Origin of the sequence: Brevundimonas sp. (genome assembly GCF_036399195.1) — a bacterium.
Lineage (GTDB): Bacteria > Pseudomonadota > Alphaproteobacteria > Caulobacterales > Caulobacteraceae > Brevundimonas.
In genome coordinates, this window is sequence record NZ_DASWNO010000175.1 from 20,868 (window position 1) to 33,551 (window position 12,684).

Sequence of the window (12,684 nt, forward strand, 5' to 3'; positions counted from 1 at the left end):
GTGTTCACCCGTCTTGAATCCGCCGTCCTCGACGCCCTCGCGTGGGACCTGCGCGACATCGCCCCTGACCTCGCCGGCCAGTTCGCCGACAGCCGTCCGGACCGCCGCCGGAACACCGGCTCGGGCCTTTTCACCGAGATCATTGTCGATCCGTTCCGCGCCGCTCCCCTGACCCAGCCCGACGGCCGTTTCGGCACGGTTCACGCCATGGTCGCCGACCTGCCCGACCCGATCGCCTTCACGGCCGAGCTGCGCCACGGCCGGCTGCTGGCGCTGCACGGCGACGCCTACGGCCAGGACACGCGCCACATCGACTTCCAGACCGCGCCCTTCGATCAGGTCTTCACCGTCGACCCCGACGGCGTGTCCCTCCCCTACGACGCGGGCGCGGGCCTGCCCGACGAGGCGGTTCTGACACTGGACCAGCCCGCGCCCCGACCGCCCGCCCCCGCAGCGGACACCCTGGCCCGGCTCGATCGCCAGCCTGATCCGGACCCGTTCGCCATGCGCGCAGGCGACGCTCCCCAAGCCGCCTCGTCGGCCGAGGACGACCTGTCCCTCCTCATCGGCGTCTGGGTCGCCATCGCCGCCCTCACGGCCATCCTCTTCATCGTCACCGACCTCGGCCTCGCCTTGCTGCTCCCCGCAGGCTGGGCCGCCGTCGCCGTTCGTCGCCCCAGGGTCCTCGCCGCCGTCAGACGCGGCCTGGAGACCTGGCGCGCCGCCCGGGCGAAGTCACAGTCCTGAACCGCGCGCCCGGCAGCATCGGAAACGTCACCAGCGACACCTCCCACAGCTCCACCTCGACCAGCACCCTCAGCCGCCCTTCGCGCCGCGCCCGGCTGCTGCGGAAGCCGATCGACAGCCCGTCCAACGCCCCGGCGCCGGCCAGCCCCCGGGCGAACCGCGCCTCCGCCGACCAGTCATGGATCCAGCCCCGGACCAACAGCCCGCGCTCGTCCTCCTCGATCTCGTCCCACACGCCGACCGCCGCCCGCCCCTCGTGCTGGTGCAGCATCCGCACGCCCCGCGCGCCGGTCCGCGCCAGACTCGCGGCGAACGCTCCTCTCGCCACCACGTCCCCGTTCAGGTCCGCCACGCCCCACAGCGACGCATAGCCCTCGATTCTCAGCCCCGCTTCGACCGCCGTGTCGCTCACGATCCGGTCTCCAGCCGCCGCTCCACCCGCTCCACCGCCGCCCGCGTGGCCAGGCTCTGCTCCTCCAGCCGGGCCAGCCGCTCCGCCACCAGCCGCTGCTCCCCGAGCCGTTCCTCCAGCGTCCCGATCCGCGCCGCCGCCCCGCCGGCCCACACCAGCCCGCACACCGTCTGCACCGCCAGCGCGGCGATCACGGCGGCCGGCATTTTGCGAATGTCGTTCATGCCTGCCTCCGATTGAGTGATTGGTGGCTGGTGGCTGGTGGCTGCTCGCCATCACATTGGCCCGCCGGCTCGCTCTGACCACTAGCCACTGGCCACCAGTCACCAGCCACCAACCACCCCTTCAATCCCCCACCCCCGCCATCCTTCGCCGCTCCTCGTCGCTCAGAAACGCCGCTGCGTTCAGCCGCGCCCACAGCGCGTCCCGCTCCGGCTGCAGCGCCGGCAGCGCCTCCAGATCGGCCTCGATCCGCACCCCCTTGAACCGCCCGCCCAGCCACACCGTCAGCGCCGCCGCCGTCTTGCGCACCAGCGGCACGACCGTCCCCCGCCAGAAGGCGGCGTTGGCCTCGCGATAGTTGGCGTAGGTCGCGTCGCCCGGAATGCCCAGCAGCTGCGGCGGAACGCCGAAGGCCAGCGCGATCTCCCGCGCCGCCGCGTGCTTGCCGGCGATGAAATCCATCTCGGCCGGCGTCCAGCTCATCGGCTTCCAGTCCAGCCCGCCCTCGAGGATCAGCGGCCGCCCGGCGTTCATCGTCCCAGCCTGGGTCTCGTTGATCTGGCTCCGCAGCGCATCGAACTGCTCGGCCGTCAGCCGCTCGCCTTCCTTCGCCCCATAGACCAGCGCCCCCGACGGCCGCGCCGCATTGTCCAGCAGCGCCTTGTTCCAGGCGCCAGAGGCGTTGTGCACGTCGATCGCCGCCGCCGCCGCCTCCAGCGGCGAGAAGCCGTAGTGGTCGTCGGTCGGATGAAACAGCTTCAGCTGCATCACCGGCATCCAGCCGTCCGCCCCTCGCCCGATCCGCACCGACCGCCCTTCGACCGAATAGTCATAGGCCTCGGCCCACCCTGCGCGGCCTGGAACTACCTTCACCCGGTCCGGCCGCAGGGTCCAAAGCTCCTCCGGCTCGTCGTCGCCCACCGCCTCGGCATAGGCGTTCCCCGCCGTCTGCAGCGCGCCATACAGACCTTCCAGCCACTCGGCCCCCGACTGCTCCGGGTTCGGCCGCGCCAGCAGCCGGGCCAGCGCATGATCCTCGCGCCTTGCGCCATCCGCGAACACCGCAAGCGGCGTCGCCGCCGCCGCCTCAGCGATCATGCGGATGCAGCGATAGGCCACCGGGTTCTTGCCGAACCCCTCGGCCGCCAGATGGGCGTAGTCCCTCGGCGTCCACCGCGCCCGCCCGCCGCTGGTCAGGGCGATCAGCGGCCCGCTCCGGCTGTCCTTGGTCTCGGGCGCAGCCTCGCGCCCGCGGCGGCCGGTCGGCCAGCGCAGCTTCGCCATCGTCTTCCTTCCTGTCAGGTTCAGAGCACCCGTACGCTCGGTCCCGGCCTCGGCGCCGGCAGCAGATGCGTCACTGCCCAGACCAGGGCGTCCGCCCGGTCCGGACTCGGCCCGCCGTCCGACGAGCCCAGCGCCATCAGTTCTTCCTCCAGCGCCGGAAAGGCGCCGCAGTGGACCACCCGCCCCTGCTCGTACAGCGCCGCCACCGGCTCCGCCCGCGCCGCCTTGCCCCGGTGGGCGTGGACCAGCTTGATCGGAACCTCGCAGCCGGCGTGCGCCAGCACTGTCCGCACCATGTCGCCGCCCTGGTTGGCCTCGGCCACGATCGCGGCCGCTCCGAAATCCCTTGCCGCGGCCGCAACCTCGCCGGCCCAGCCGCCCGGCGACCGTCCCTTCACCGACCGGTCCGCCAGCACATAGGCCCGCTTCTCCCGCCGGCCGACCACCACGATCCCGCAAGCGTCGCCGCCCGCGCTCGCCGGTGGATCAACCGCCACCACGACGCGCTCCAGCGTCGCCGGCCGCCCGCCCCGCGCCCGAGCCAGATCCTCGGCCCGGAAGAGGGCGCCGTCCCGCTCGACCACCAGTCCCTCCAGTTCCTGCGCCTCCAGCCGCGTTCCGCCGTACAGCGCCTGCAGCCGCGCCACGAAGCCCGGCGACAGGTTGGCGGCGTTCGCCTGAGTCCCCGCCCGCTCCAGATGCAACCCGTCTTCCGCCAGCAGACGCCTCAGCGCCGGCAGCGGCCTGGGCGTCGTGGTCAGGATCAGCCTCGGCGCGTCGCCCAGCCTCAACCCGAGCCGCAGATTGGTCAGCACCGCCTCCGGCTTGCGCCAGGCGCAGAACTCGTCCGCCCACGCGTCATGGAACTGCGGCCCGCGCAGACTGTCCGGATCCTCCGCCGAGAAGGCATGGGCTTCGCTCCCGTTCTTCCACACCAGTCGCTTCCGACCGCCTTCCCAGCGCGGCCGCTCATCCCCCGTGTGCAACGCCTTCAGCCCCGACGGCCCCTCGACCATCACCTCTCGCACGTCGTGCAGCGTCGGCCCCACCAGCGCGATCCGCCGCCCCCGCGACCTGGCGATGTGGTCGATCCACCAGGCGCCGGCGAACGTCTTGCCGGCGCCGCGTCCGCCCAGCAGCACCCAGGTGCGCCAGTCGCTCAGCCCCGGCGACTGATGTCTAAGCAGGTTGAACCGGCTCTCTGCCAGCGCGTGCAGTCGGCCAGCATCCAGGCTCGACAGATAGTCCCTTCTGCTCGAAGGCGGCATCGAGCTCAGAGAGACGGGACTCAAGCTCGGCGCGGATGCGCTGCAGATTTTCGGGGCTGTCGTCACGTTCGATCATCTCGTCCTCGTTGCCGTCGTCGCTGCTCCCACGACCAACCGGGATCACCAGCGACGCGGCCAGCTTGGCGGCCCGAACAGCGCCCTCGACCGCGCGGAAGAACCGCTGCGCCCCCAGAGCGTCGCCGGGCTTGAATGTCTCTTGTTTCAGCGTCTGCAGTCCGCCCTCGATCATGTCTTCGGCCACGTCGTAGACGCGCCCGACGAAGGCCCGCGCCCGCTCCGCCCTGTCCTGATTTCCCGACATGCCCAAAGTGTACGGCGCCAGCGCACCTCGGCGGGAAGATCGCCGCCAGAAATGCACAACCCATTGGCGAACCACGTCTCTCGTCCCCCAACGCGACTATAGGTCGTGGAACCGCCGCCGCAGCGGCGCCTTCAGCCTTCGCCGCCCGGGGCGTCGCCCGTGCCGCGTTCAGGGATCCACTCCGGCGCCTCGAAATCCAGCGCGTCCTCGCTCTCCTTGAGCGCGTTCTCCGACACCGTCTGCCGCTTCACCGAAACCCCCGCCGCGTGGACGCTGTCGGGATCGCCGGACACCAGCGGATGCCACGCCGCCAGCCCCCGGCCCTCGTTGATCCGGCGGTAGGCGCAGGACATAGGCATCCACCCCAGCGCCTCGATGTTCCATGGCGTCAGCTTGATGCAGTCCGGCACATGCTCACGCCGATTGGCGTAGTCGGTGCAGGTGCAGCGCACCGGGTCGAACAGCTTGCAGTGCACCCGCGTGGGAACCACGTCGCCGGTGTCCTCGTCCTGGAACCGGACCAGGCAGCACAGCCCGCACCCGTCGCACAGGCTCTCCCACTCCTCGCGGGTCATCTGCTCCAGACGCTTGGTCTGCCAGAAGGGTTTCACGATCTCGACCATCAGAGCGCGGCTCCTTACTCCGTCGGGCGTCCGAAGTCTCCCACCGTCTCCTCCCCCTCTGGGGTAGGGGGACCGCGAAGCGGTGGAGAGGGCTCTCCGCGCAGCGGACTCTGGCGAACCCCGCCCATATCCCCTAGATCAGCGCCGCCCCGCCCTCCCCGTGCGGGCGTCCCCAAGGTTCCCATGGCTCCCCGTCCTCCCCTCGTCGCGCTCAAGAACGTCAGCCTCCAGGACGGCCCGCGTCCGCTGTTCGAGGGCGTCGACATCGCCATCGAGCCGCGCACCCGCGCCGCCCTCGTCGGCCGCAACGGGGCCGGCAAGTCAACGCTGATGAAGATGGTCATGGGCCTGATCGAGCCCGACGCCGGCGACCGGTCGGTTCAGGCCGGCACCCGCTTCGCCTGGGTGCCCCAGGAACCTGAAATCCGCGGCGACACCCTGCTCGACTACGCCGCGTCCGAGGGCGCTGAGCGCTGGACCGCCGAAGCTTGGCTCACCACCTTCGGTCTCGACCCGGCCAAGCCGGCCGTCAATCTCTCCGGCGGCGAAACCCGCCGCGCCGCTCTCGCCAAGGCCTTCGCGGAAGAGCCCGACCTGCTCCTCCTCGACGAGCCGACCAACCACCTCGACATCCTTGCCATCGAACTGCTCGAGGAAGAGCTGCTTCAGGCCCGGTTCTCCGTCCTGGTGGTCAGCCACGACCGCGCCTTCCTCAACCGCGTGACCCAGTCCTGCCACTGGCTCGAAGGCCGGCGCGTCCGCACCCTCAACAAGGGTTTCGCCGCCTTCGACGAATGGGCCTCTAAGGTCCTGGAGGAGGAGGCGGAATCCCTGCGCCGCCTGAACAAGCGCATCGAGGCCGAGACCTACACCTTCTATCGCTCCATCACCGCTCAACGCACCCGCAACGAAGGCCGCGCCCGGGCGCTGGAGGCCATGCGTCAGGACCGCGCCCTGCGGGTTAAGGACATCCCGCGCGAGCTCCACCTCGGCGTCGACAGCGGCGTCGCCTCGGGCAAGCTGGTCGCCGACCTGAAGGGCGTCACCAAATCCTTCGGCGACCGGCCGGTCATCAAGCCCTTCTCCACCCGCGTCATCCGCGGCGACCGCCTGGCCATCGTCGGCCCGAATGGCGCGGGCAAAACCACCCTGGTCAAGATCCTCCTCGGCGAACTGGCGCCCGACGCCGGCACGGTCCGCCTCGGCTCCAATCTTGACCCCGTCTATCTTGACCAGTCCCGCGAGGGGCTGAAGTCCGACATGACCCTGTGGGACGCCCTCACCCCCGGCGGCGGCGACTCCATCCTCGTCCGCGGCGTGTCCAAGCACGTCGCCGCCTACGCCAAGGACTTCCTCTTCCAGGAAGGCCAGCTGCGCCAGCCGATCTCCACCCTCTCGGGTGGCGAGCGCAACCGCCTGCTGCTGGCCCGCGCCCTGGCCAAGCCGGCCAACATGCTGGTCCTCGACGAGCCGACCAACGACCTCGACATGGACACGCTCGACAAGCTGGAAGAGCTGCTCGAGCAATACGACGGCACCCTCATCCTCGTCAGCCACGACCGCGATTTCGTCGACCGCCTCGCCACCTCCACCATCGCCATGAACGGCCGCGGCGACATCGTCGAGACGCCCGGCGGCTGGACGGACTTCATCCGCCAGAACCCCCGCTTCATCCAGCCGGGCGCCAATCCCCGTCCGCAGGACAAGGAAGCCGCCGTCCGCGCCGAAGCGCCGGCTCCGGCTCCCGCCGCGTCTCCGAAGAAGCCCGGCAAGCTGTCGTTCAAGGACGCGCACCGGCTCAAGGAACTCGAGAGCCTGCTGGAGTCCCTGCCGAAGGACATCGCCCGCCACGACGAGACGCTCGCAGACCCCGAACTCTTCGCTCGCGATCGCAAGGCCTTCGACCGCGCCACCGCAAACGTGGCCCGCGCCCGTCAGCTTCTGGAAGCCGCGGAGCTGGAATGGCTGGAGCTGGAAGAGAAAAGGGCCCGGCTGGCCGGCTGAACTCAGCGAAAACTGGTTAATTCCGTCGAGGCTGTGCAGAAGTCACAAGACCTTCACAATGTGAAAGATTTCTCCCGCTGCCCACCGGCGCGACCTCATCCTGCACGATTTATCCCCAAGCCAGTCCACAGACGCGCCGTTCGGACCGCTTGTGCAAAATCGGGATTGGGGCGAGCTTGATCAGGCCGAGGGACACGGCGGCGCGGAGAACCGGGGAGACCCGGGGATCAAGCGGACCGGCCCGGCTCTCTGACCGAACGCACCGGGGGGTTTCGACCTTAACGGACGGGGGGCAGGATCAAGGCCCAAAGGACCCTTCGAAGGCTTCGGCCCAAGAAGACCGGAGGGAACCGGATCGGGATCGAGGAACGACGCAGGGCTTGCCCCGCGAACCGGCCGAGACCAGGAGCGCGACAGGATACAGCCGACCATCACCGGGGTCCGCCCCGCCGATGCTGAAGCCAGGGTCCTGAACCTCAATGGCCAAGTCCAACCCGGACTTGGCGAGGGGACGAGGAAAACCGGTCCGCCGGGGCTCTTCGTCCCCTCGCTCAATTCCGGCTCGGGGCAGCGCCGGCGAACCCGCACCCTTCGCCGTCGTCTTCCAGGGCGTCCCGGCTCGGAAACCGGCCTTTTCAAGGGTCGGGCCGCGCCCTACACCTGATCCATGTCTCTGCAAGGGAATCGCCGCCTTCTGACGACCCGCCGCGGCCTTCTGGCGGCGGGGGGCATGCTGGCCACGGCAACGGCGCTTGCGGCCTGCACGCGCTCCGAGGCCCCGGTCGACGAGGAGGGCCGCGTTCGCCTGCGTTTCGCCACCGACGGCCGGGCCCAGGCTGAGCACGGCGGCTTCTACCAGGCCCTCGCGTCCGGCGCCTACGCCCGGCGCGGCCTCAACGTCCAGATCGTGCAGGGCGCGCCCGGGGTGAACGTCCCGCAGTTGCTGGCGTCCGGGTCGGTCGAACTCGGCCTCGGGTCGAACAGCTTCATCCCGCTCAACCTTGTGGCCGAGGGCGCGCCTGTGAAGGCCGTCGCCGCCTTCTTCCAGAAGGATCCGCAGGTCCTCATCGCCCATCCCGATCCCGAGCTGGAGTCCATCGCCGATCTTCAGGGTCGGCCGTTCCTGCTGTCCGAGGCCGCCGTCAACGGCTTCTGGATCTGGCTCAAGTCCCGGTTCGGCTTCACCGACGACCAGCTTCGCGAGCACACCTCGGACCTCGCGCCCTTCCTTTCCGATCCACAAGCGGTCCTGCAGGGCTTCCTGACCAGTGAACCGTGGACGATTCAGCAGGCGGCCGACTTCACGCCCCGAACCTTCCTGCTGGCGGACGAAGGCTACGCCTCCTACGCCAACATGATCCTCGCCCCCGACGCCTTCGCGCGGGACAACGCCGCCGCCCTGCGCGGCTTCATCGCCGGATCCGCCGAGGGATGGCGGGACTACATCCAGGGCGACGGAAAGGCCGCCGACGCCCTGATCCGCAAGGACCACCCGGGAATGACCCAGGCTCAGCTCGATCAGGCCCGGACCAGCCTCAGAACGAACGCCATCATCGATGGCGGCGACGCCGCGCTCTACGGCCTGGGCGCAATGACCGGCGAGCGCTGGAAGGCCTTCCATGACGCCATGTCCGAGGCCGGCGCCTGGCCGGCGGGTCTCGATTGGCGCCGCGCCTTCACCACGCAATACCTTCCCGGTCGCGGCTAAGAGCCGGCCCGCGCCTCGAGCGTGTTTCCGCCCCGGCGTTAGCCCCGCCTTAAGCCCCGCCGTGGGAGATTCCGACATCTTCCCGCGTCCGGAGTCTCCCTTTGCGCCGCGCCCACAGCCTCCCGATCGTCGCCCTCGCCGTCACGGCGGGGACCTTCATGGCCGGCGCTGCGTCGGCCCAGACGAGCGGCCTGCGCCAGCTCTCATGGCCCGGACGGGCGGCGGCGCCCGCCGCATCGGCCCCGTCGAACCCGGCGCGTGGCGATCTCCGTCGGCCCAATCTGGTCATCCCTCACGGCGGCTTCGCGGCTGTGCAGCCGGCCGCGGACCGCACGCCGCCGCCGTCGCCCGCACCGCGCCGCACGCTAACCCCAGCCTCCGCCTGGCTCCGCCCGGCTGCGCCTCCTCAGCCCGCTGCGCCCCAGCCCGAAGCGCCGCAGCCCGAAGCGCCCGCGCCCATGGCGGCGGTTCGCCCCGCCCCGGCTCGCGCCTATGCTCCGCCTGAGCCCCGCATGGAGCCGCGTCCTCAGCCCCGCTCGGCGCCCCAACCACGCCAGCCCGCCCCGCCGCCGGCGCCTGAATACCTCCCCGATCAGGGTGGACGCGGACAACCCGTCCCGGCCGAGGCCGTCGCGCCCCCGGTTCCGGTTCCGGTCGCCGCGCCACGCGTCGACGCGACGGCTTCTACGATCGATCCGGCCGATCCCATGGCGCCTCGCCGGGACGCCCCGATCTTCCGCATGCAGCAGCGGAACCTCGCCCAGCCCGCGCCTGCCGCCGCCCCCGCCGAGGGCGAGGGCCAGCCCACCGCCTCCGAGGAGCCTCGTCCCCAACGAGTCGCGGAGGTCTCAAACACCGGCGAGCGGCCGCCCCAGCAAGGAGCCCGCTACTACTCGGTCCACCGCCAGAACGGCCGCACGCCTGACGATCTGACGATGCCGGATCCGACCTATGTGGACTCGCTCGCGATCACCATGACCCAGACGCCGGCCTCGCAGGACCTGGCCCAGCCGGATCAGGGCCCCACTCTGATCCGCGACAACAACGGCCGCGTGCGTCAGGCGCCGGCGCCCTCGGACGGGGACCACCAGTGAGTCAGGTCGACGTCGAGGCGGCGCCGACGATCTCCCGCCTCCCCGAACTGATCACCCTCGCGGAGGAGGGCTCCAGCGAGAAGCGCCGCGCCCTGCTGCGCGAACTCACCGAGCACTTCTTCGGCGCGGCGGCCCGCACGGCCACCGAGGACGACCTCTACGGCTCCGTGCTGGCGCGCCTCGCCGCGGACATGGAGACGGCTGTCCGCGCGGAACTGTCCGCCCGCTTCGCCACGGCCGGGGACGCGCCCCACACACTGATCCGCCGGCTGGCGAACGACGAGGCCGCCGTGGCGGGCGCCGTGCTCGCGGCCTCCCCGGTCCTCACCGACGAGGACCTGCTGAACGTCGTCCGCAAGCATGGACAGGATCACCTCCGCGCCGTGTCGGCCCGCCCGACCGTCTCGGAGGCCGTGTCGGACGTCATCGTCCAGCGCGGCGACGACGAGACGCTCGGGACCCTGCTCCGCAACGACGGCGCCCGTCTGTCGCGCGAGGCCTCCGAAACCGCCGTCCGCCGCGCCCAGGCCAATCCGGCCCTGCACGAAGCGACGGTCGAGCGGGCCAGCCTGCCGCCCGATCTTCTCAACGAGATGTATTTCGTCGTCGAGGCCCGGCTCCGGGCCAGCATTCTCGAACAGAACGCCCGTCTCGACCCCGCGCTGCTGGAAAGCGCCCTCGCCGCCGGCCGCGCCCGCGTCGCCACCGACGACGGCGCCCTCCCGGCCGATTACGCCGAGTGCAAGGCCTACGTCGAAGAACTCAGGGCCGCCGGCCAATTGTCGCCCCAGATGCTGGCCCGCTTCCTGCGCTCCGGCGGCCGCACGTCCTTCCTGATCGCCTTGGCCCAGCTCTCGGACATCGATTTCCACACGGCGCGTCAGATCGTCGACCGTCGCGAGCTCGACGCCCTCGCCGTCGTCTGCAAATCGGCGGATCTGGATCGCGCCCTGTTCCTGACCTACGCCGTGGTCCTGCTGAACGACGACGGCGACGCCATGGCCAAGGCGCACTCCTACGCGCGGATGTACGCCGAGCTCAGCCGCGACGCAGCTCTCCGGACGGTGCGCTTCTGGCGCATGCGCCGCGGCGCCCAGGCGGCTTGATCACCAACCTTCGGCAAGGTCCAACCATTGCGGGTTCCTTGCTTCGATCAGGTCCGTCTTCCATCGACGCCGCCACTTCTTCAGCGTCTTCTCGCGGATGATCGCCTCGATGATCGAGCCGTGCTGCTCGTACCAGACGAGGGTCTTGCAGCTGTACCTGCTGGCGAAACCGCCGCCGCGCGCGGCTTGGTGTTGCTGGACTCGCGACATGAGATCAGCCGTGACGCCGATGTAGATGGTCCCATTCCGGGCGCTGGCCATGATGTAAACGGCGATGATCCGATCCGCGTCGCGCATGCGATGATCGCATCATGGTTGTCGCCAACGCACAACCTCTTATGTTTATCGTCTTTCCGGGGCGGCGTAGCCGAACCCGGAATCCAGGAGACCGGACACGGTCAGCAACGCTGCTCCAGGCGACCCGGTCTAGACTCCTGGGTTCCGGGTTCCGCTTCGCGGCCCCGGAAGGACGAGAGTTGGTGAAGCACACAGCAAAACGCCCGCCTTTGTTGCTGAAGGCGGGCGCCGCTCATCTCGAACCGGCCTACTTCTTGGCGCGAACGGCGCCGCCGGCGCGGGCCGGCTTGCGGCCGCCCTGTCCGAGGCCCATCGACTTGGCCAGTTCTGAGCGCGCCTTGGCGTAGTTCGGTGCGACCATCGGATAATCCTTGGGCAGACCCCACTTCGCCCGGTATTCCTCGGGGCTCATATTGTACTTGGTCCGCAGGTGGCGCTTCAGCGACTTGAACTTGCGACCGTCTTCCAGACAGATGAGGAAGTCGGGGGTGATCGACTTGCGGACCGGCACCGCCGGGTCCTTGACCTCGGGTTCCGGTTCGACCGCGCCGGTGGAGACCTGGGTCAGCGCGGCGTGAATGCTGGAGATCAGGCCCGGTACTTCGACCGCCTGAACGTTGTTGTTGCCCACATACGCCGACACGATGTCCGCGGTCATCTCGAGTAGTTGCGCGTTGTCTTCCAAGTCCGGCCCCGCTTGTCGAAAATTGTTTCTGGATGAATCAGGCAGTCGCGAGGTCAATAGATTTGTTCTGTCGTGAACGCAACAGGCGGAACAACCGGCATCACGACCTCTGTCGACCGGGCGCGCCTTTACTATAGTTCGTCAGCCGCTGACCTGTCCGACCACTGCGACGTCCACCCGGATCAGCGGCCGAAGTTCTCCGCGAGCGCCAGCATGGCCGCGCGCTCGGGCGCGGAATAGTCGTCCAGCGCCTCCTCTTCGCCGTCGCGTATCGCCCTCAGCAACGCCGGGGTGAGTGCGGACGACAGCGACCAGTTCCAGTATCTGAGCACCGTCTGCGCCCGGTCGACGGCCAGCATGTCGTAGGTGATCTGGACCCGCTCCCAGGTCGGATGCACGCTGCCGTCTTCCAGCGTCTCCGGCCGGCGCATGGACCTCCACAGATTCTGCAGGTCTGTCTTGCCCAGACCCGTGGCCTTGCACAGGATCGCGACCGGTTCGCCGCCCGGATCGCCCATGATCTTGGCCCCGGTGATCGGCTTTACGCCCGAAAGGTAGGCGATCTCGGTGGCCACCTCACGCGACAGCCCGTTGGCCGCGGCGGCGGCTACGGCCTGCTCCAGCCCGCCATAGGGGCTCTTGGCTATGGCGGCCCGGTTGCGCTGGCGGCGCTCGATGAACTGCAACGCCTTGCGGGCGACGGGATCCTGCCAGTTCTCTTCGGCGGCCATGGCGAAGACGTCCTCCGCCACCTCCTGCATCACTTCCCGGGACACCGCGAACCGCTGAAGGATCGTCCGTCGCTCCTCAGGTCCGCACCACCAGAACATCACATAGGCTCCGGACGGCCTCAGCTCCGGCCGCTTCAGCACCGGCCCGCACAGCCGCCCCTCCTGCCGGCTGAGACTGACC

The 12,684-nt window shown here is 70.0% G+C and carries 14 protein-coding genes; 5 read left to right on the forward strand and 9 right to left on the reverse strand.

What is annotated here, in order from left to right:
- Entirely contained in the window at positions 1 to 747 is a 747-nt protein-coding gene (locus tag VGB60_RS08305) for a hypothetical protein (RefSeq protein ID WP_331037800.1), read from the forward strand.
- Here VGB60_RS08305 and VGB60_RS08310 read toward each other — a convergent pair.
- The 6 genes from VGB60_RS08310 to VGB60_RS08335 form a co-directional block, all read right to left on the reverse strand.
- Positions 695 to 1,159 carry an HK97 family phage prohead protease gene (locus tag VGB60_RS08310; protein ID WP_331037801.1) on the reverse strand — a complete coding sequence of 155 codons (465 nt, stop codon included), beginning with the start codon at positions 1,157 to 1,159 and terminating at the stop codon, positions 695 to 697. The two genes, VGB60_RS08305 and VGB60_RS08310, sit on opposite strands and share 53 nt — an antisense overlap.
- Positions 1,156 to 1,383: a hypothetical protein gene (locus VGB60_RS08315; RefSeq protein WP_331037802.1), complete on the reverse strand. Its 228-nt coding sequence runs from the start codon at positions 1,381 to 1,383 to the stop codon at positions 1,156 to 1,158. The genes VGB60_RS08310 and VGB60_RS08315 overlap by 4 nt, the downstream gene beginning before the upstream one ends.
- Before the next feature lie 121 nt (positions 1,384 to 1,504).
- Positions 1,505 to 2,665 (reverse strand): phage portal protein, encoded by a 1,161-nt coding sequence (locus VGB60_RS08320; protein WP_331037803.1) that lies wholly within the window; start codon positions 2,663 to 2,665, stop codon positions 1,505 to 1,507.
- Positions 2,666 to 2,685: 20 nt separating this feature from the next.
- Complete coding sequence (locus tag VGB60_RS08325; protein ID WP_331037804.1) at positions 2,686 to 3,933, reverse strand: DNA-packaging protein; 1,248 nt, start codon at positions 3,931 to 3,933, stop codon at positions 2,686 to 2,688.
- Complete coding sequence (locus VGB60_RS08330; protein ID WP_331037805.1) at positions 3,845 to 4,330, reverse strand: hypothetical protein; 486 nt, start codon at positions 4,328 to 4,330, stop codon at positions 3,845 to 3,847. Before VGB60_RS08330 ends, VGB60_RS08325 begins: the two co-directional genes overlap by 89 nt.
- 56 nt (positions 4,331 to 4,386) lie before the next feature.
- A complete protein-coding gene (locus VGB60_RS08335; RefSeq protein WP_331037806.1) occupies positions 4,387 to 4,878 on the reverse strand; it encodes a YcgN family cysteine cluster protein in 492 nt (163 codons plus the stop codon).
- 183 nt (positions 4,879 to 5,061) lie between these two features.
- Between VGB60_RS08335 and VGB60_RS08340 the strand changes: the two genes are divergently transcribed.
- The 4 genes from VGB60_RS08340 (at position 5,062) to VGB60_RS08355 (ending at position 10,790) form a co-directional block, all read left to right on the forward strand.
- Positions 5,062 to 6,882: an ABC-F family ATP-binding cassette domain-containing protein gene (locus VGB60_RS08340; protein WP_331037807.1), complete on the forward strand. Its 1,821-nt coding sequence runs from the start codon at positions 5,062 to 5,064 to the stop codon at positions 6,880 to 6,882.
- Between the two features lie 730 nt (positions 6,883 to 7,612).
- A complete protein-coding gene (locus VGB60_RS08345; RefSeq protein WP_331037808.1) occupies positions 7,613 to 8,590 on the forward strand; it encodes an ABC transporter substrate-binding protein in 978 nt (325 codons plus the stop codon).
- Between the two features lie 101 nt (positions 8,591 to 8,691).
- The gene (locus VGB60_RS08350; protein WP_331037809.1) at positions 8,692 to 9,684 is read left to right on the forward strand and encodes a hypothetical protein; all 993 of its coding nucleotides are present in this window, start codon (positions 8,692 to 8,694) and stop codon (positions 9,682 to 9,684) included.
- Positions 9,681 to 10,790 carry a DUF2336 domain-containing protein gene (locus VGB60_RS08355; protein WP_331037810.1) on the forward strand — a complete coding sequence of 370 codons (1,110 nt, stop codon included), beginning with the start codon at positions 9,681 to 9,683 and terminating at the stop codon, positions 10,788 to 10,790. Before VGB60_RS08350 ends, VGB60_RS08355 begins: the two co-directional genes overlap by 4 nt.
- Here the strand turns inward: VGB60_RS08355 and VGB60_RS08360 are convergent, their stop codons facing one another.
- From VGB60_RS08360 to VGB60_RS08370, 3 genes are all read right to left on the reverse strand, one after another.
- Positions 10,791 to 11,087, reverse strand: a complete 297-nt coding sequence (locus VGB60_RS08360) for a GIY-YIG nuclease family protein (RefSeq protein WP_331037811.1) — start codon at positions 11,085 to 11,087, stop codon at positions 10,791 to 10,793.
- Between the two features lie 247 nt (positions 11,088 to 11,334).
- Positions 11,335 to 11,772 carry a MucR family transcriptional regulator gene (locus VGB60_RS08365; protein ID WP_331037812.1) on the reverse strand — a complete coding sequence of 146 codons (438 nt, stop codon included), beginning with the start codon at positions 11,770 to 11,772 and terminating at the stop codon, positions 11,335 to 11,337.
- Positions 11,773 to 11,954: 182 nt separating this feature from the next.
- The coding region (locus VGB60_RS08370; RefSeq protein ID WP_331037813.1) for a DUF2336 domain-containing protein at positions 11,955 to 12,684 on the reverse strand (730 nt) is incomplete at its 5' end.